Origin of the sequence: Bradyrhizobium sp. STM 3557 (assembly GCF_045571465.1) — a bacterium.
In the GTDB taxonomy this organism is placed as follows: Bacteria; Pseudomonadota; Alphaproteobacteria; order Rhizobiales; family Xanthobacteraceae; genus Bradyrhizobium.
On sequence record NZ_CP120697.1, the window covers coordinates 1,820,284 to 1,835,669 of the forward strand.

The following is a 15,386-nucleotide window of genomic DNA, read 5'->3' on the forward strand; positions in this document are numbered from 1 at the left end:
CGCTCACATCGGACGCAGTGACAGTGTCCGATGGGCAACTTATGTGGCCGCCGAAACACCTTGTGGGCGGCGGCCCCGAACAAGCGCGATATCCAGTTATGATCAGCAGCTCTATGACCGGAACCTCGGAATTCGACTATCGAACTTGCCCGCGCTGTGAGCTTGGCATGCGGTTGGCCTTCGTCGAACCCCGACAGCTGCATCGCGAAGATGCCTATGAGCGGCATTTCTATCGATGCGGCGGTTGCGGCAATGACAGCCAGTTCGTGTTCGAGCTGCCGTCGCGGGTCAGGGAATGGCAGGAAAGTTGATGGTTCCCCCGTGTCGCACGATTCAAGACCGCGGCATCAGTCCGGCCAGGCAATTGACGACGGCGGGCAGATCGAGCGGCTTCTCGCAGAGAGGAACATCGGCGAATTCGGGACCAACCCAGTCTTTGTCGTAGCCGGTGGTGAAGACGAAGGGGATGTTGCGCTGGCGCAAAGCATCGGCCAAAGGGAAGATCCGCTCATTCCTGACGTTGATGTCGAGCAAAGCGGCATCGATCCTTGCGCCCGATTTCAATAGCTCTATCGCCTCTGCGACTTGGTTGAGCGGACCGATGATTTCGGCGCCTCGCCGCGCGAATTCGTTGGCGAGATCATCCGCCAGAAAGTACTCATCCTCGATGATGAGGACGCTCCGCCCGGCGAAGGATTCTGCAGCATTGCGTGCGGTGGCAGCATTCTGTGGCATGAAGCTCTCCTGCTGTCCGGCGGCTGAACCTTTAGGAACAACCCCATGATCTGGGGCTTGTTGACCAACTTTATAGCAGGAGCAGGGTTCCCGAACCATCGATCGCAAGAAGGAACAGGCGTTGCCTAACCGCGACATCATCGTCATTGGCGGCTCATCGGGGGCGACCGCGCCGCTGAAGGATATCCTCGGGTCCTTGCCTGCCGATATTCCGGCGGCCGTCTTCATCGTCTTGCACATTCCCGCGCGCGGGATCGGCATCTTGTCGACGGTCGCTGCCGCTGCGGGGCGGCTCCCGGTGAAACAGGCCGTGCACGGGCTTGCGATCGAGCATGGTACGATTTATCTCGCAGCACCGGATCATCACCTGCTGATCGTGGAAGGGCACCTCGTGCTCGGCCGGGGCCCGCGTGAGAACATGGTCCGTCCGGCCATCGATGCCCTGTTCCGCTCCGCAGCATTGGCCTACGGGCCGAGGGTGATCGGCGTGGTCCTGAGCGGGTTCTTGTCCGACGGCGCGGCAGGCCTCGAGGCCATCAAGAGGTGCGGCGGCCTGGCCGTCGTGCAGGAGCCTTCGGACGCGCTGGCGGACGAGATGCCGCGCCGCGCACTGGAGGCAAGCTCGGTCGATTTCTGCGTGGCCGGCGCCAAGATCGGCGACGTGCTTGCGGAGCTGGCGAGCGGCCAAGCCGGCGAGGCGGGACCGGTGCCGCCCGACATTCAGCTCGAGGTGCAGATCGCCGCGGGAGAGCGGATCGATAGTGAGGCGCTGTCCACCATCGCCAATCCCGCGGCGCTCACTTGCCCGAGCTGCGGCGGCGTCCTGTCCGCCCTGAAGGCCGAACATCCTCTACGGTTTCGCTGTCAGGTCGGGCATGCCTTTGGTGCGGACGTGCTGGCCAAGGAGCAGGAAAGCCGCATCGACGAGGCCATGCGGGTCGCCTTGCGCATCATCGACGAGCGGGTTCAATTGGTCCGGCGAATGGCGGAAGATGCGCGGCGGCACGGCCGATCGGCTGTCGCGGAGATGTACGAGGCCAGGGCCGAGGAATATCGGAGATATTCCGAGGTGATCCGGCAGGCCGTTCTCAAATCGCTCGATCCATTGCCAATGCGAGGATGACCGGCATGCCGAATCCCACGCCGTATTCTCGCGAACAGATTACGGCTGAACAATATTTCGAGGAAACTCAGCTTTGGAAGGCGGACATCAATATTCTCGCCGGCCGGGTGCGTCTGCTCAACCAGGAACACTTGATCTCGACATTGCAAGAAACCGGCAGACCGACCGGGGAAGCGGAGCGCTTTGCGGCACTGCTGCGCGAAACCTTGGCGGAGTGGGAGCGGCACCGCCGCCTGATCGTGGAAAGGCTGGCTCACCTCAGCGCGAGGCTCGGGGAGACATAGGACTGCATGGGCGTGTTCAACGATCGAGGGCAGGCAACTTCAGGAATTGCACGCCGGCATCTGACCACGCGAAAGCGCAGTGGTGACCCTTGGCGAAATTCCCGATGCGTCCGCTTGCCACGTCGTTCAGCCCGAACATGCGGTCGACCTCCGCCATAGGCAGATGCAAACCCTGACCCGGCATCAGCTGATCCAGCTGCATCTGCAATACGGGCAAGGTGAGTGGTCTGGGCGTCATCCTGGTAGCGTCCGAATGAAGATATTTGCTATTCGGCACGGACCGACGCCCGGCTCATATCCGGCGTCGACAGCGAGATGTGGTACCCAGGGGAACTGCTATTCCGCTCGCAAATTGATTGGATTAAACGTACAGCGTTGTTCCTTGCAGCGCAATAAGATACGGCCCGAAATGACCCATGGTGGAGAACTCCAGCCGGCTGAAGCCGCCAAAGCGCGGCGGCCGTTGATCATTGGCGTCGGCGCCTCCACCGGCAATACGGCGAGCCTCGAGCGTTTCCTCTCGAAGCTCGCGCTCGGCAATGATCTCTCGGCCGTGCTCGTGCTGCAGATGCGCGAGGCCTTGGACGAGTCCCGGCTGCGCAATGTGCTGCGGCCGCTCGATGGCGTGCGGCTGGAGATGCTCCAGGACGGCGCCGAGATCCAGGGCAGGACGATCTATCTGTGCCCGCCGAACATGATCGCGACGCTGCAGGGCGACCGGTTTTCGGTGCGATCGGCCGAGCAGGCGCCGGGCGAGCGGGCCACCATCGACAGTTTCCTGGTGTCACTGGCCGAGGAGCGCGCCGAGCAGTCGATCGGCGTCGTCCTGTCCGGAACGGGCGGGGAAGGAACGCTCGGCGTCGCAACGCTCAAGGACCATGGCGGCCTGGCGATTGCCGAGCATGTTGCCGGCCAGCACGGCGAAGAACTGACCGACAGCAGCACGGCCGCCGCGATCGCGGATTTCGTGCTCGCCGCGGAGGATATCCCGGAGCATATCGAGGTCTACGCCCGGCATCTGCGCCGGCTTGAGGAGCGGCAGGGTTTTGACGAGGTTCTTGCGGCGGCGGCCGCCTCGCTCGGCCGCATCGCCGACATCCTGCGCAACAAGACCGGCAACGATTTCCACGGCTACAAGCAGAATACTTTCCTGCGCCGCGTCCAGCGCCGGATGCAGGTGGTGCAGATCGACCAGATCTCGTCCTATGTCGATTTCCTGCGCAACGACAAGGACGAGGTCCAGCACCTCTTCAATGATCTTCTGATCGGCGTCACCGAGTTCTTCCGCGACAAGCGCGAGTTCGAATTGCTGGAAAAGGAGGTGGTGCCGCAGATCTTCGAGGGCAAGCAGGCCGGCCAGCAGGTGCGCGTCTGGGTGCTGGGCTGCGCCACCGGTGAAGAGGCTTATTCGATCGCGATCCTGTTGCGCGAGCACATGGCGAGGCTTGACTCGCCGCCCACGGTGCAGATCTTTGCGACCGATATCGACGGCCGCGCGCTCGCCGCCGCCAGGGTCGGGCGCTATCGCACCGATATCGAAGCCAACGTTCCACCCGAGCGCCTGGCGCGCTGGTTCGTGCGCGAGGGCGACACTTACTGTGTCGTCAAGGAGCTGCGGGAGATGTGCATCTTCTCCCAGCACAATGTCATCAAGGACGCCCCGTTCTCGCGGCTCGATCTGGTGTCGTGCCGGAATCTTCTGATCTATCTGAACGCCGAGCTGCAGAACCGGGTCATTCCGCTGTTTCACTTCTCCCTGCTGCCCGGCCGCTTCCTCTTCCTCGGCAATTCGGAGAATGTGACGCGGCATCCGAAGCTGTTTGCCCCGCTCGATCGCCGCGCCCGGATCTTCAAGAAGCTCGAAACGGGCACGCGTCTGCCGCCGGAGTTTCCGATCACGGCCGCGGCGGGGCGGGTCCCGGTCGAGCTGCCGCCGGTTCGGAGCATTGGCCCGGATGTCGGCCTCGAGCGGCGCGCGCAGCGGATCGCCGAGCGCTATGCGCCCGCTTATGTCATCACCGATGGCAATTTCCACATCCTGCATTTCTCGGGGCGGACAGGGCGCTTCATCGAGCCGACCGCGGGTGCCGCGACGCTGGATCTGCTCAGCCTCGTTCACCGCGACCTCAGGCTCGAGCTACGCACCGCGCTGAGCCGCGCGCGCGAGAACAATGAGGCGGTCCATACCGACCAGGTCTCGCTCGGCGTGAACGGCCATACCGTGATGGTCGCCATCACGATCGAGCCGATCGAGGACTCTCCGGAAGGGCAGCGTAACTTCATCGTCCTATTCAAGGAAGGGCCATTGCGCGCCTCCACGCGGCTGTCCGGCAGCAACAGCGCGCTGGTGCGCAGCGAGCATGTCGAACGGCTGGAGAGCGAGCTTCGGGCCTCGCGCGAGCGCCTGCAGGCGACCATCGAGGAGTTGGAGAGCACCAATGAGGAGCTCAAATCCTCAAACGAGGAATATCAATCGCTGAACGAGGAGCTGCAGTCGGCCAACGAGGAGCTCGAGACCTCGCGCGAGGAGCTGCAATCCGTCAATGAGGAGCTCACCACTGTCAATGGCGAGCTTGCGCATCGGGTCCAGGAGCTGACGCGCGCGACCAGCGACCTGAAGAATTTCCTGGAGAGCACGCAGATCGCCACCGTCTTCCTGGATAATAATCTGCGGGTGATGAATTTCACTCCGGCGATCACTCAGGTGTTGCACCTGGTGGAGACCGATGTCGGCCGGCCGGTCGCTCACATCAAGGCTAAAGTTCCGATCGAGGAGCTCTACGAAGACGTCCGCCAGGTGCTGCGGACGCTGGCCAGCACAGAGCGCGAGCTGATCGCGCCCGACACCGGCACGCGCTACATTGTCCGCATGCTGCCCTACCGCAGCATCGACAATTTCATTGCCGGTGTCGTCATCACATTCATCGACGTCACCGCGGTCACGCGCGCCGAGGAGCGCCAGCGCCTGCTGCTGGCCGAGCTGCAGCATCGCGTGCGCAACACGCTGGGAGTCGTTCGTTCGATCGCACGCCGTTCAGCGCAGACGAGCTCGACGGTGGACGAGTACGCGGCCCATCTCGATGGCAGGCTCAGCGCGTTCGCCCGCACTCAGGCGGCGGTGACGCGTGATCCCGAGGCCGGCGTCGATCTTGAATTCTTGCTTGCTGACGAGCTGATGGCCTATCATGCCCGCGAAGGCGAGCAGGTGCGCATCTCCGGGCCGACATTGCGGCTGCAGCCGAAGGCGGCCGAAACCCTGTCGCTCGCCATTCACGAGCTGGCGACCAATGCGGTGAAATACGGCGCGCTCAGCCAGCCGTCCGGCCGCGTCGAGATCAACTGGCGCATCGACAATAGCGTCAATTCGCCGGAACTGATTTTTGATTGGCGAGAAAAGGGGGGGCCGCAGGTGAAGCCGCCGAAACGATCCGGATTTGGAACGGAGATCCTGGAGCGGACGCTGGCCTTCGAATTGAAGGGCAGGACGTCGTTGCTGTTCAATCCTTCCGGAATTCACTTCACGATCGTGCTGCCGTTGGGCCGGGGAATCGTCCAGAGCCCCGCAATGGCGAAGTGATGACCGGGACGCGTACGAGCGAGCGGACGGCGGACGTCGTCATCCGCCGCTTGAGCGCATTCCGGAAGATCTCGGCAGAAGCCGCTGACCGTCTCGAACACCTCGTCCGTGGCCGGGTCATCGTTGCCGCGCCGGGGCAGGAGCTGTCATGCGAAGGCGATCCCGCCGATCGCATCCGCATCGTTCTCACTGGTTGGATGGCCCGCTACAAGGCGCTGGAGGACGGCCGCCGCCAGATCGTCAATTTCGCGCTGCCCGGCGACACCTGCGATGCTCTGATCTACCTGTTGCGTCGGATGGACCATTCGATCGTGTGTCTGACGCCCGTCACCTTCGCCGAGATCGACCGCGAACATTTCGAGATCTTTATCGCTAGCGATCGAACGCTCGCCGAGGCGTTCTGGTGCGAGACGCTGTCCAATGCGGCGATCCAGCGCGAGTGGACGATGAATCTCGGACGCCGCGATGCCTTCGAGCGGGTCGCGCATCTCTTGTGCGAGCTTATCGAGCGGCTCCGGCCGGTCGGCCTGTGGGATGGCCACGCCTGCGCGTTTCCGGTCACCCAGCTCGATCTGGCCGATGCGACCGGCCTGTCCGTCGTCCACGTCAATCGAACGCTGCAGGAGCTGCGCTCCTCGGGTCTGATCGTGCTGCGCGATCGTATGTTGACCGTGAACGATCTCGATGCGCTCAAGAGCGCAGCTCTGTTCAACCCCGACTATCTCCATTACGTCGCGCTGGAATAATCGCAGCGTCAGGCCGGCTGCCGTGCCATCGGGAAAAGCGCCATCTGAGCGGAACATCACGCACCGCCCGCGGTTTTCAGTCGACGAGCGGTCTTCAGTCGAAGGAGGATGAGCATGGCAAAGCAGTCTCCACGACAGCGGCGGATCACCGGCCGTGTGATGCACGAGTTCAAGCATGGCGAACTGAAGAGCGGCCGCGCTGGCAGGGCCGGCAAGGTCAAGAACCGACGCCAGGCGATCGCGATCGCACTCGAAGAGGCAGGTGCGTCGAAATATGAAAGCGGCCGGCGCAATCGTCGGAATCTCCGGCGCACCGAGAACAAGGAAGCAAAGGGCCGCACGGCGCAGCAGGAGCGGGAGGGCAAGTCCCACGTCGGCGCCTCGCGCAGACGCGAGAGCACCCGTGCCATGGGTGGACGCAATGCCCGCAAGACCACAGCGCGCGGCCGCCGCGCCGCCAATGCACGGGCCCGCAAGGCCGACGGTCATACCCGCCAGGAGCTCTATGCGCGCGCCAGGAAGCGCGGCATCGCGGGCCGCTCGAAGATGACGAAGCGCCAGTTGGAAAACGCCCTCGGCATGCGCTGAGCCAAATTTCACGCCTCACGGCTGTCCGGAACCGCCTGCCGCGCCATAGACTTGGCCGTTGGCATAGCTCGCATCGGCCGCGGCGAGCTGCACATAGATTGAGGCCAGCTCGGCCGGCTGGCCGGGGCGTCCGAGCGGGGTCTGGCCGCCGAACTTCTCCAGCTTCTCCAGCGAGGCGCCGCCCGAGACCTGCAGCGGAGTCCAGATCGGCCCCGGCGCGACCGCATTGACGCGAATGCCTTTGGGCCCGAGCTGCTTCGCCAGCGACTTCACATAGTTCATGGTCGCGGCCTTGGTCTGCGCATAATCGTAGAGGTCCGGAGAGGGATCGTAGGCCTGCTCGGATGCGGTGCCGATGATGCAGGCGCCGGGCTTGAGGTGCGGCAGCGCCGCCTTGATGATCCAGAACGGCGCATAGATGTTGGTCTTGATGGTCGCGTCGAAATCCTCCGACGAGATGTCGAGGATGGAGTCGTGCGCCTGCTGCCGCGCCGCATTGCTGACCACGATGTCGAGGCCGCCGAGCCCGCTGGCGGCCTGCTCGACGAGCTTCTTGCAGAAGGCCTCGTCGCGCAGGTCGCCGGGAATCGCCAAGCCGACGCGGCCCGCCTGCTTGATCAGCGCAATCACCTGCCGGGCATCCGGCTCCTCGGTCGGGAAATAATTGATGGCGACGTCGGCGCCTTCGCGCGCAAAGGCAATGGCCGCGGCGCGGCCCATGCCGGAATCGCCGCCAGTGATCAGCGCCTTGCGGCCCGTCAGTCGCCCCGAGCCCTTGTAACTGGTCTCGCCATGATCCGGCGGCGGGTCCATCTGGCTGGCCAACCCTGGCCAGGGCTGCGATTGCCGCTTGAATGGAGGCTTGGGATAGCGGCCGGTCGGATCGATCAGGTCCTGCTCTGCCATCTGCTCGTTTCCTTGCGCTGTCGCGGGCAGGGCGGCTGCCGCGAACGCCGCGCCCGTCGACTGCATGACGCGCCGGCGCGAGACCACCGATTCATCTTTGTTGCTCATGTGTGCTCCTCCGCTGGTTCGCTCTCGCCAACGCGTGGAGCAGGGCCGCGTTGCCACGTATCGACGGTCCGCCGTTCACGAACCAACGATCCTGGCGCGCGCCAGGATCGTTATCGCTGAGCAGTGTTTGTTACTTGCTGGACTGGCCGACGCTTGGCGCCTTGCCCAGTTCCTGCGCCATTTCGAGATGGTGCTGGAGCGTGGGGAGCGTCTTGCCGGCCCAATCCTTCAGCTCGGGATTGTCACCGCCTTTGGCGTAGCGCTCGAACAGCGAGACCGCATCCTTATGCGCGCTGACCTGATAGGAATTGAAATCCGAGCTGAAATCTTTGCCCGAGGCCTCCCTGAGCTTGTCGAGCTTGCTCTGGTGCGAGCTGTCGAGCGCCGTCGGCAATGTGGCCTTGATCTTGCCGCTTTCGACCATGCTCTTCAGCTCGTTGCTGGTCTTGGTGTGATCGGTCACCATCTGCTGGGCGAAGGTCTTCTCCTGGGCAGTCCCCTTCTGCTCACCCAGCTTGTTCGATTCGATCTCGAACAAGTCGCTGGTGGCGACTTCCTTGACGAAGTCGGCCGTGCTCGGCGTCACGCCGAGCGCTGAATTCACCCCGGTCTTTTCGCCTACTGACTGGGCAAGGGCGGGGCCCGCGAGAAGCACGCAGCTCACAGCGATGACAACACGTTTCATGATCCGGATCCCTCTGATCTAAGCCGGGCACTCGAACGGAGGCGCGGCGCAATGGTGTGCCTGGTCAACCTTCTTCCGAAGCTGTTTGTTCCTATTACGGGAACGGAGGCGGGCAAGTGCGCTGTTACAAATCCGCTGTTACAAATCCAATGCGTCAGTCGGTCGGCTTGCGGCCGGTGCGGGCGTTGAGCGGATCGGTCGGCGGACGCCGCAGCCGCTCGGGCAAGAACGGCTCGTCGGGCACCGAGGTCGGCATGGCGCGCACGTCGGCCGCCTGCTGCGCCCGCTCGTGGGATGTCTGGTTTTCGTTGAACTGGCGCTTGACGTCGACGCCGCTGACCGGATCGTTGACACCGTGCTGGATGTCACGGGAATCGCTCATGCCGTGATCTCCTGTTGCCTTGCCACGGGGCTCGCATCAAGCAGCGGCGGTGCACCGCGCCCGTGGAACCCGCGGGTGGACAGACGATCAGGAAGAACGGCCCGTGATGGCCGGCGTTCCAATGATGGCCGCCATCCCTACGTGGCAATGATGATCTTGATGCCCATCCGTTCGATCGCGTTCGCGTCGGCATCAGTCAGACCGTCATCGGTGATGAAGGCCTGGATTGCTTCGGCGAGGCATCGATCGGCGGTGCTGCTACGTCGCGGGAAAACAGTGCGATGGCGGGTTGCGGCGGATTCAGTCTGGCCGGGTCGCGGTATCCTGCCGGACCTTCGAGACCTGGTCGGCAGTGACCGCGCCGGCTGCCGCACTCGAACTATTCCGTATGTAGGTGAGAACAGCCGCGATCTCAGCATCGTCGAGCTGCCGGCCGTAGGACGGCATTCCGGGCGCGGTGGGCTGGGCGTCGGTCGCGACACTTCGCGCGCCCCTGAGGATGATGCGGATCAAGGTGGTCGGATCGTCGGACCGGACCATCGAGGAATCGGCGACGGATGGAAACAGCTCGGCGACGCCCTTGCCGTCCAGGCCATGGCATGCCGAGCACTGATCGCGAAAGATGGCTGCTCCAGCAACCATTGGCGGCTCGTTCCCATTAAGCTGCCCAGGTCCCTCGGACTTCCCAGGCAGGGACTTCAAATAGGCCGCGATGGCCTTGAGATCCGGATCCGTCATGTAGGAGGTCGAGAGCGTGACGACCTCGCCCATCGGCCCAGTCGCGGCCGTGATGCGATTATGACCGGAGCGCAGGTAGGCGACGACGTCCTCCTTCGACCAGCGACCGAGACCAAGGCGCGCATCATTGGTGATGTCGGGCGCGAACCAGCCCTGCAGATAACTGCCGCGCAGATATTGGTCGGTCTTGTCGCCGCCGAGGAACGTCTTAGGCGTATGGCAGGCGGTGCAATGACCGGGGCCATTGACCAGGAAGGCGCCGCGATTCCATTCGGCCGACTGCCTCGGGTCCGGCCGGTATTCGCCTTCGGTGAAGTAGAGCGCGTCCCACGCCCGCATTGCGGTACGGATATTGAATGGGAACGGCAGCGTGTTGGCGACGACGGCGTTGCGCACCGGCGTCAGCGTGTTCAGATAGGCGCGGATCGCGAGCACATCGTCGCGCGACATTTTGGTATAGGCATTGTAGGGCATGGCCGGATAGAGCCGCGAGCCGTCGCGTCGGATGCCCTTGCGGACGGCGGCCTCGAATTGCTCGTCGCTCAAGCTGCCGATGCCGGTCTCGAGATCGGGCGTGATATTCGGCGCGACGAGGTTGCCGAACGGCGTTTCGATTGAGCGGCCGCCGGCGAATGGTTGGTTGCTGCCCGGCACGGTGTGGCAACTCGCGCAATCGGAGAGGACCGCAAGATAGCGGCCGCGCTCGACCTGCGGGAAATCCTGCGGGCCGGCGATAGCTGCGGACGAGGCGATCGCATTCAGCAGGCCGCTGGAGGCGACCAAGGCGAGCAGCAAGCGCTTACGCATCGACAAGCCTCCCGGGACTCCTGAGATATTTGCTGCGGATCGCGTCCGCAGCCCAATAGGCCAGTGCGCCGACGGTGAGCGTCGGGTTGTAGCCGGCATTCTGCGGAAACGCGCTGGCGCCCAGCACGAACAGGTTCGGCACGTCCCAGCTCTGCAAGTAGCGGTTGAGGACGCTGGTGTTGCGGTCGGTCCCCATCACCGCGCCACCGTTGAGGTGGGTGGTCTGATAGGTGGTGATGTCGTACGGGCCCGTGCGGTATTGCACGGCGAGCTTGTCCGCGCCCATCGCCCTGATGATCTCGGCGAACTTGTCGGTCAGAAACTTGTTCTGCTTGAGCTCGTTCTCTTTGAGATCCATCGTGATCCGCATCAGCGGCCGATTGAAGCGATCCGTGAAGGTCGGGTCGAGGTCGAGATAGATATCGCGATAGGCATAGAAGCTGCCGTGCACGCCGGTGCCCGGCTTCACGGTCGACAGATAGTTCTCCTTGACGGCACTCTTCCACGCCGCGCCCCATTTCGGCGTTCCCGGCGGGACCAGCGTGCTCTCGATCGGACGGGCGCCGGTCTGCACCTGGCCCATATATCCGCCGCCGACGAAGCCGTGCGGCCCGTGGTCGAAATTGTCGCCGTTGAACTCGTCGATGCACATGCCGATCGAGCCCGATGCGATGAACGGATTGAAGTTGAATTTCTTCGGATCGAAGAAGCCGTTGACGGTCGAGATCGTCTGGTGCGTGTAGTTGCGGCCGACCGTGCCGGTGCCCTTGACCGGGTCATAGGGCTCGCCGATCTGCGAGTGCAGCAGCAGCTGGACGTTGAACAGCGTGTAGGCCGACAGGATCACGAGATCGGCCGGCTGCTCCCACTCCTGTCCGCTGGAATCGACGAAGGTGACACCGGTCGCTCGCGTACCCGACTTTTCGACATTGATCCTGATTACTTCCGAATTGTCGCGGGCGCTGAAGTTCGGCTTGCGTACCAGATAGGGCAGGATGGTGGTCTGCGGGCTCGCCTTGGAATAATTGGCGCAGCCGAACCATTCGCAGAAGCCGCAATAGGTGCACGGCCCCATCTTCAGCCCAAGCGGATTCGTATAGGCCTCGGACAGATTGCCGGAGGGTTGCGGAAACGGTTTGTATCCGAGCTCGCGCGCGGCCTTGCCGAACAGCGTATGGCTGAAGGGCTGTGGCTGTGCCGGGGTCGGGTAGGGGCGGGACCGCGGCCCTTCGAAGGGATTGCCGCCGTCCATGATCTGGCCGCGCAGATTGCCCGCCGTGCCGGACGTGCCGCACAGATATTCGAAGCGGTCGTAATGCGGCTCCAGCTCGTCATAGGTGATGCCCCAGTCCTGAATGGTCATGTCTTCAGGAAGGAAGGCGGCGCCGTAGCGTTCCGTCAGGTGCGTCTTGAGCACGAAGTCTGAGGGGAGGAAGCGCCACATCTCGCCGTTCCAGTGCACGCCACCGCCACCGACGCCGTTGGGCGGCATGAAGGCGCCCCAACTCCGGATCGGCAGCGCCGTCTGGTCCATCTTGTTGCGGAAGGTGAAGGTCAGTTGATCGGGCCGCAGGAACAGCTCGTGCCGAACGCGATAGCGCAATTCGTCCTGGATGTAGGTGGGCGGAAAATCCGTCGCCGAGTCGCGCCATGGGCCGCGCTCGATCGCGATCACCTCCAATCCTTCATCGGTGAGCTCGTTGGCCATGATCGAGCCGGTCCAGCCGAGCCCGATGATGACGACATCCTTCCTGGGCAATCTCGTGGCCATGCATCACCTCCGCGTCCATTCGATACGCCCCGTCATGCCGACGGGCGGCAACGGAAATGGCTCGTTGTGGCGCTTGACCCAGTCGAGATAGTTGTAGCGGGCGCCCGGAAAGCCGATCATCTTCCATGCGACCAGGTCGCGATTGCCGCCATAGATCGGATCGGCGAAGAAGCCCATCTGAACATCTTTCACGACTTGGGCGAAGAACGCCTTGCCATCGGTGCCGTCGAAATTGAATTCTCCGGATTCGAGCTCATGCAGGACGCGGTCCTTGTCCGCATCCGAAAGCTCGTGAAAGGCTTTGCCGAGCTGGGCCTTGCAGCTCGCGTTGAGCGCGGCGAGGCCATCGCGATATTGCTGCGCTGGTCCCTGCTCGGACTGGTGACCCTGGTTCTTCGCCCCCTTCATGAAAGGCGGCCGGGTGTAGAGACCTTCCTGTCGTCCATAGGGGCCGGCGAGCTGCCGGTCGACGAACACGGCGCAGCCGGCGTCGGTGCCGCCGGGTGTTTGTGGATCAGGAGGGATGATGCGATCGGCGAGCGCTTCGACCGTGCGGCCTTCCTCACCGGTGAAGAAGTGCCAGGGGCCCGGCCTTGCAGGAGGTGGCGGGTCGCCCGAATTGGGCGCCCATGGCAGATGATCGAGGATGATCGTGGCGCCGGAGCGCGAGATGCCGAGCGCGAAATACGCGGCGCCGGCCAATAGCTGGCGGCGACAGATCGAAAGACCGCCCTTGTCGTTCCTCATGATTCCCCTCGTCGCGTTCGCGCAAGGCTCGGAGCCGTGCGTTTTCCGCTCGGCTGCGCCGCCGCGGTCATTACAGACGTGGGACGCAATTCGATCACGCTCGCTCAGTTTTGCGTGAACAGACGGTTGTGCTGGGCCAGTACAAAGGTATGGCAGCGGAATTGGGTGCGGCGCACAAAGCGCGACGTGCTGCCGCTCAACCGAACTGCCGCCGAAGGCCGGCGCCGATCTCGTCGATGAAGGCGCGCACCTTGGCTGGCGTGAACCGGCCGGCGGGCTGGATGATCTGGATCGGGATCTGCTCGACGCTGTAGTCGGACAGCACCTCCACCAGCCGTCCGGCGGCGACATGCTGCGCGGCCTGATAGGACACCAGAAAGGCGAGGCCGAGCCCGGCCGCAGCGGCATCGGCAGCGGCCTCCGTGGTGTTGACAACCAGCCGCGGCTTGATGGCGACGTGCAACGTGCCGCTCGGGCCCTCGAGCGACCAGCGATCGGCGTGCGGATTAATGGCCCCGGCCGAGATGGTGCTGTGCTGGATCAATTCGGGCGGCGAGGCCGGAAGGCCGTTCCGGGCGATGTAGGAGGGGCTGGCGTAGATCGCCCTCTTCACGCTGCCCGCGCGTGTCGCCCGCAGCGATGAGTCAGGCAAGCGGCCGAGCCGCACGCCGACGTCGAGCCCTTCCTCCACCATCGAGACGACACGGTCCAGCAGTAGCACCCGGGCATCGACGCGCGGGTGCCGTCCCAGGAAATCGTACAACAGCGGCATCACGTGCTGGCGACCGAAATTGACCGGAGCCGTGACATGCAGCACGCCGCTCGGCTCATGATCGTCGGGCACCGCGCCTTCGAACTCGGCATGCGCGGCGAGCAGCTTGCGCGCGCGTTCGAGATAGAGCTGGCCGGCTTCGGTCAGCGCCACCGAGCGCGTGGTCCGGTTGAGCAGGCGCGCGCTCAGGCTGGCTTCCAACTCGGCGATCGCCCGCGTCACCGCGGCCGGCGTGCGCGACAGCTTGCGCGCCGCTGCCGCAAAGCTCTCCTGCTCGGCAACGGCGACAAAGACGGTCACGGCATCGAGGCGGTCCATGTGGGCAGCTCCAGGGGGATTATTGCAATCCGTAGCATAAACTGTCCGAAAATCGGATATGGCCGGCCAAGCCTTGCGACCCCATTGTTTCGGCAACGGCGCTTTCTCATCTGCTCAGGGCGTCGCGACGGAGTGACGAAGAATGAAGGTCCGATTGCTGCTTGCGGCCGCGGTCGCATTCATTGCCGCACATATCGTGGAGGCTGCCCCCATGGAATCGACGAGTGCGACCACCACCTATCACCGCGCGAGCGTCGATGGGGTCGGCGTGTTCTATCGCGAGGCCGGGCCGAAGGACGCGCCGACGATCGTGCTGCTGCACGGCTTTCCGTCGTCCTCGCGCGAGTTCGATACGCTGATTCCGCTGCTTGCCACGCGCTACCATCTGATCGCGCCGGACTTTCCCGGCTTCGGCCACAGCGACGCGCCGCCCCCGTCGTCCTACACCTACACGTTCGACCATCTGGCTGAGACCACCAATGCTCTGCTCGAGCAGCTGGGTATTGCAAGGTACAGCCTGTTCCTGCACGACTATGGCGGGCCGGTCGGCTTCCGCATCATGCTGGCGCATCCGGAGCGGCTGCAGGCGCTGATCATTTCCAACGCCAATGCCTATGCCGAAGGGCTGGGGGCCAAGTGGGCCGGCATCGCGCAATACTGGGCCGATCGGGACGCGCATGTGAGCGTGGTCGATACCTTCCTCTCGCTGGCTGCCACCGAGCAGCGGCACACGCTCGGCACCTCCCATCCGGAACGTTATAACCCGGACACCTGGACCGACGAATTCGCCCATCTCTCCCGGCCAGGCCAGCGCGAAATTCAGGCCGATCTGCTCTATGACTACCGGACCAACGTCGCCTCATATCCGGCCTGGCAGGCGTGGCTGCGCCAGCACAAGCCGCCGACCCTCATCGCCTGGGGCGCGAACGATCCTTCCTTCATTGCCGCAGGCGGCGAAGCGTTCCGCCGCGATCTGCCGGATGCCGAGATCCATCTGCTGGACGCCGGCCACTTCGCGCTGGATGAGAAGAACGACGAGATCGCCGCGCTCATTCTCGTATTCATGGCCAGGCAGCACGTCTGACGCGGCGGGTCGAGC

Annotated in this window: 15 protein-coding genes; 6 read left to right on the plus strand and 9 right to left on the minus strand. The window is 63.9% G+C overall.

Annotation, left to right across the window (positions count from 1 at the left end; translation table 11 throughout):
* Window positions 1-333 precede the first annotated feature (333 nt).
* Complete coding sequence (locus P6U24_RS08275; protein WP_407158650.1) at window positions 334-882, minus strand: response regulator; 549 nt, start codon at window positions 880-882, stop codon at window positions 334-336.
* Here P6U24_RS08275 and P6U24_RS08280 point away from each other — a divergent pair.
* The gene (locus P6U24_RS08280) at window positions 857-1,858 is read left to right on the plus strand and encodes a chemotaxis protein CheB (RefSeq protein ID WP_407158651.1); all 1,002 of its coding nucleotides are present in this window, start codon (window positions 857-859) and stop codon (window positions 1,856-1,858) included. The two genes, P6U24_RS08275 and P6U24_RS08280, sit on opposite strands and share 26 nt — an antisense overlap.
* A gap of 5 nt (window positions 1,859-1,863) precedes the next feature.
* Window positions 1,864-2,142 (plus strand): hypothetical protein, encoded by a 279-nt coding sequence (locus tag P6U24_RS08285; RefSeq protein ID WP_407158652.1) that lies wholly within the window; start codon window positions 1,864-1,866, stop codon window positions 2,140-2,142.
* 16 nt (window positions 2,143-2,158) lie between these two features.
* On the opposite strand, the gene P6U24_RS08290 is transcribed toward P6U24_RS08285, so the two are convergent.
* The gene (locus P6U24_RS08290; RefSeq protein WP_407158653.1) at window positions 2,159-2,344 is read right to left on the minus strand and encodes a hypothetical protein; all 186 of its coding nucleotides are present in this window, start codon (window positions 2,342-2,344) and stop codon (window positions 2,159-2,161) included.
* Between the two features lie 207 nt (window positions 2,345-2,551).
* Here P6U24_RS08290 and P6U24_RS08295 point away from each other — a divergent pair, with 207 nt between their 5' ends.
* The 3 genes from P6U24_RS08295 (at window position 2,552) to P6U24_RS08305 (ending at window position 7,053) form a co-directional block, all read left to right on the plus strand.
* Window positions 2,552-5,719, plus strand: a complete 3,168-nt coding sequence (locus tag P6U24_RS08295; RefSeq protein ID WP_407158654.1) for a CheR family methyltransferase — start codon at window positions 2,552-2,554, stop codon at window positions 5,717-5,719.
* Window positions 5,719-6,465, plus strand: a complete 747-nt coding sequence (locus P6U24_RS08300) for a Crp/Fnr family transcriptional regulator (protein WP_407158655.1) — start codon at window positions 5,719-5,721, stop codon at window positions 6,463-6,465. The genes P6U24_RS08295 and P6U24_RS08300 overlap by 1 nt, the downstream gene beginning before the upstream one ends.
* A 114-nt stretch (window positions 6,466-6,579) precedes the next feature.
* Window positions 6,580-7,053, plus strand: a complete 474-nt coding sequence (locus P6U24_RS08305; RefSeq protein WP_407158656.1) for a DUF6496 domain-containing protein — start codon at window positions 6,580-6,582, stop codon at window positions 7,051-7,053.
* Window positions 7,054-7,068: 15 nt separating this feature from the next.
* Here the strand turns inward: P6U24_RS08305 and P6U24_RS08310 are convergent, their stop codons facing one another.
* The 7 genes from P6U24_RS08310 to P6U24_RS08340 form a co-directional block, all read right to left on the minus strand.
* Complete coding sequence (locus P6U24_RS08310) at window positions 7,069-8,067, minus strand: SDR family oxidoreductase (protein ID WP_407158657.1); 999 nt, start codon at window positions 8,065-8,067, stop codon at window positions 7,069-7,071.
* Between the two features lie 130 nt (window positions 8,068-8,197).
* The gene (locus P6U24_RS08315) at window positions 8,198-8,752 is read right to left on the minus strand and encodes a DUF4142 domain-containing protein (RefSeq protein ID WP_407158658.1); all 555 of its coding nucleotides are present in this window, start codon (window positions 8,750-8,752) and stop codon (window positions 8,198-8,200) included.
* Window positions 8,753-8,906: 154 nt separating this feature from the next.
* Entirely contained in the window at window positions 8,907-9,134 is a 228-nt protein-coding gene (locus P6U24_RS08320) for a hypothetical protein (RefSeq protein WP_407158659.1), read from the minus strand.
* A gap of 300 nt (window positions 9,135-9,434) precedes the next feature.
* Entirely contained in the window at window positions 9,435-10,679 is a 1,245-nt protein-coding gene (locus tag P6U24_RS08325) for a c-type cytochrome (protein ID WP_407158660.1), read from the minus strand.
* Entirely contained in the window at window positions 10,672-12,450 is a 1,779-nt protein-coding gene (locus P6U24_RS08330) for a GMC family oxidoreductase (protein ID WP_407158661.1), read from the minus strand. The genes P6U24_RS08325 and P6U24_RS08330 overlap by 8 nt, the downstream gene beginning before the upstream one ends.
* 3 nt (window positions 12,451-12,453) lie before the next feature.
* Window positions 12,454-13,197: a gluconate 2-dehydrogenase subunit 3 family protein gene (locus P6U24_RS08335; protein ID WP_407158662.1), complete on the minus strand. Its 744-nt coding sequence runs from the start codon at window positions 13,195-13,197 to the stop codon at window positions 12,454-12,456.
* A gap of 196 nt (window positions 13,198-13,393) precedes the next feature.
* A complete protein-coding gene (locus tag P6U24_RS08340; protein ID WP_407158663.1) occupies window positions 13,394-14,287 on the minus strand; it encodes a LysR family transcriptional regulator in 894 nt (297 codons plus the stop codon).
* A 142-nt stretch (window positions 14,288-14,429) separates the two neighbouring features.
* Between P6U24_RS08340 and P6U24_RS08345 the strand changes: the two genes are divergently transcribed.
* Entirely contained in the window at window positions 14,430-15,371 is a 942-nt protein-coding gene (locus P6U24_RS08345) for an alpha/beta fold hydrolase (protein ID WP_407158664.1), read from the plus strand.
* Window positions 15,372-15,386 lie beyond the last annotated feature (15 nt).

Excerpts from the sequence above, each read along its gene's own strand:
- P6U24_RS08275 (WP_407158650.1), bottom strand. The coding sequence starts at position 882 with ATGACGATGATGTCGCGGTTAGGCAACGCCTGTTCCTTCTTGCGATCG.
- P6U24_RS08300 (WP_407158655.1), top strand. The coding sequence starts at position 5,719 with ATGACCGGGACGCGTACGAGCGAGCGGACGGCGGACGTCGTCATCCGC.
- P6U24_RS08315 (WP_407158658.1), bottom strand. The coding sequence starts at position 8,752 with ATGAAACGTGTTGTCATCGCTGTGAGCTGCGTGCTTCTCGCGGGCCCC.
- P6U24_RS08320 (WP_407158659.1), bottom strand. The coding sequence starts at position 9,134 with ATGAGCGATTCCCGTGACATCCAGCACGGTGTCAACGATCCGGTCAGC.
- P6U24_RS08295 (WP_407158654.1), top strand. The coding sequence starts at position 2,552 with ATGACCCATGGTGGAGAACTCCAGCCGGCTGAAGCCGCCAAAGCGCGG.
- P6U24_RS08325 (WP_407158660.1), bottom strand. The coding sequence starts at position 10,679 with ATGCGTAAGCGCTTGCTGCTCGCCTTGGTCGCCTCCAGCGGCCTGCTG.
- P6U24_RS08335 (WP_407158662.1), bottom strand. The coding sequence starts at position 13,197 with ATGAGGAACGACAAGGGCGGTCTTTCGATCTGTCGCCGCCAGCTATTG.
- P6U24_RS08345 (WP_407158664.1), top strand. The coding sequence starts at position 14,430 with ATGAAGGTCCGATTGCTGCTTGCGGCCGCGGTCGCATTCATTGCCGCA.
- P6U24_RS08310 (WP_407158657.1), bottom strand. The coding sequence starts at position 8,067 with ATGAGCAACAAAGATGAATCGGTGGTCTCGCGCCGGCGCGTCATGCAG.
- P6U24_RS08340 (WP_407158663.1), bottom strand. The coding sequence starts at position 14,287 with ATGGACCGCCTCGATGCCGTGACCGTCTTTGTCGCCGTTGCCGAGCAG.
- P6U24_RS08290 (WP_407158653.1), bottom strand. The coding sequence starts at position 2,344 with ATGCAGCTGGATCAGCTGATGCCGGGTCAGGGTTTGCATCTGCCTATG.
- P6U24_RS08330 (WP_407158661.1), bottom strand. The coding sequence starts at position 12,450 with ATGGCCACGAGATTGCCCAGGAAGGATGTCGTCATCATCGGGCTCGGC.
- P6U24_RS08305 (WP_407158656.1), top strand. The coding sequence starts at position 6,580 with ATGGCAAAGCAGTCTCCACGACAGCGGCGGATCACCGGCCGTGTGATG.
- P6U24_RS08285 (WP_407158652.1), top strand. The coding sequence starts at position 1,864 with ATGCCGAATCCCACGCCGTATTCTCGCGAACAGATTACGGCTGAACAA.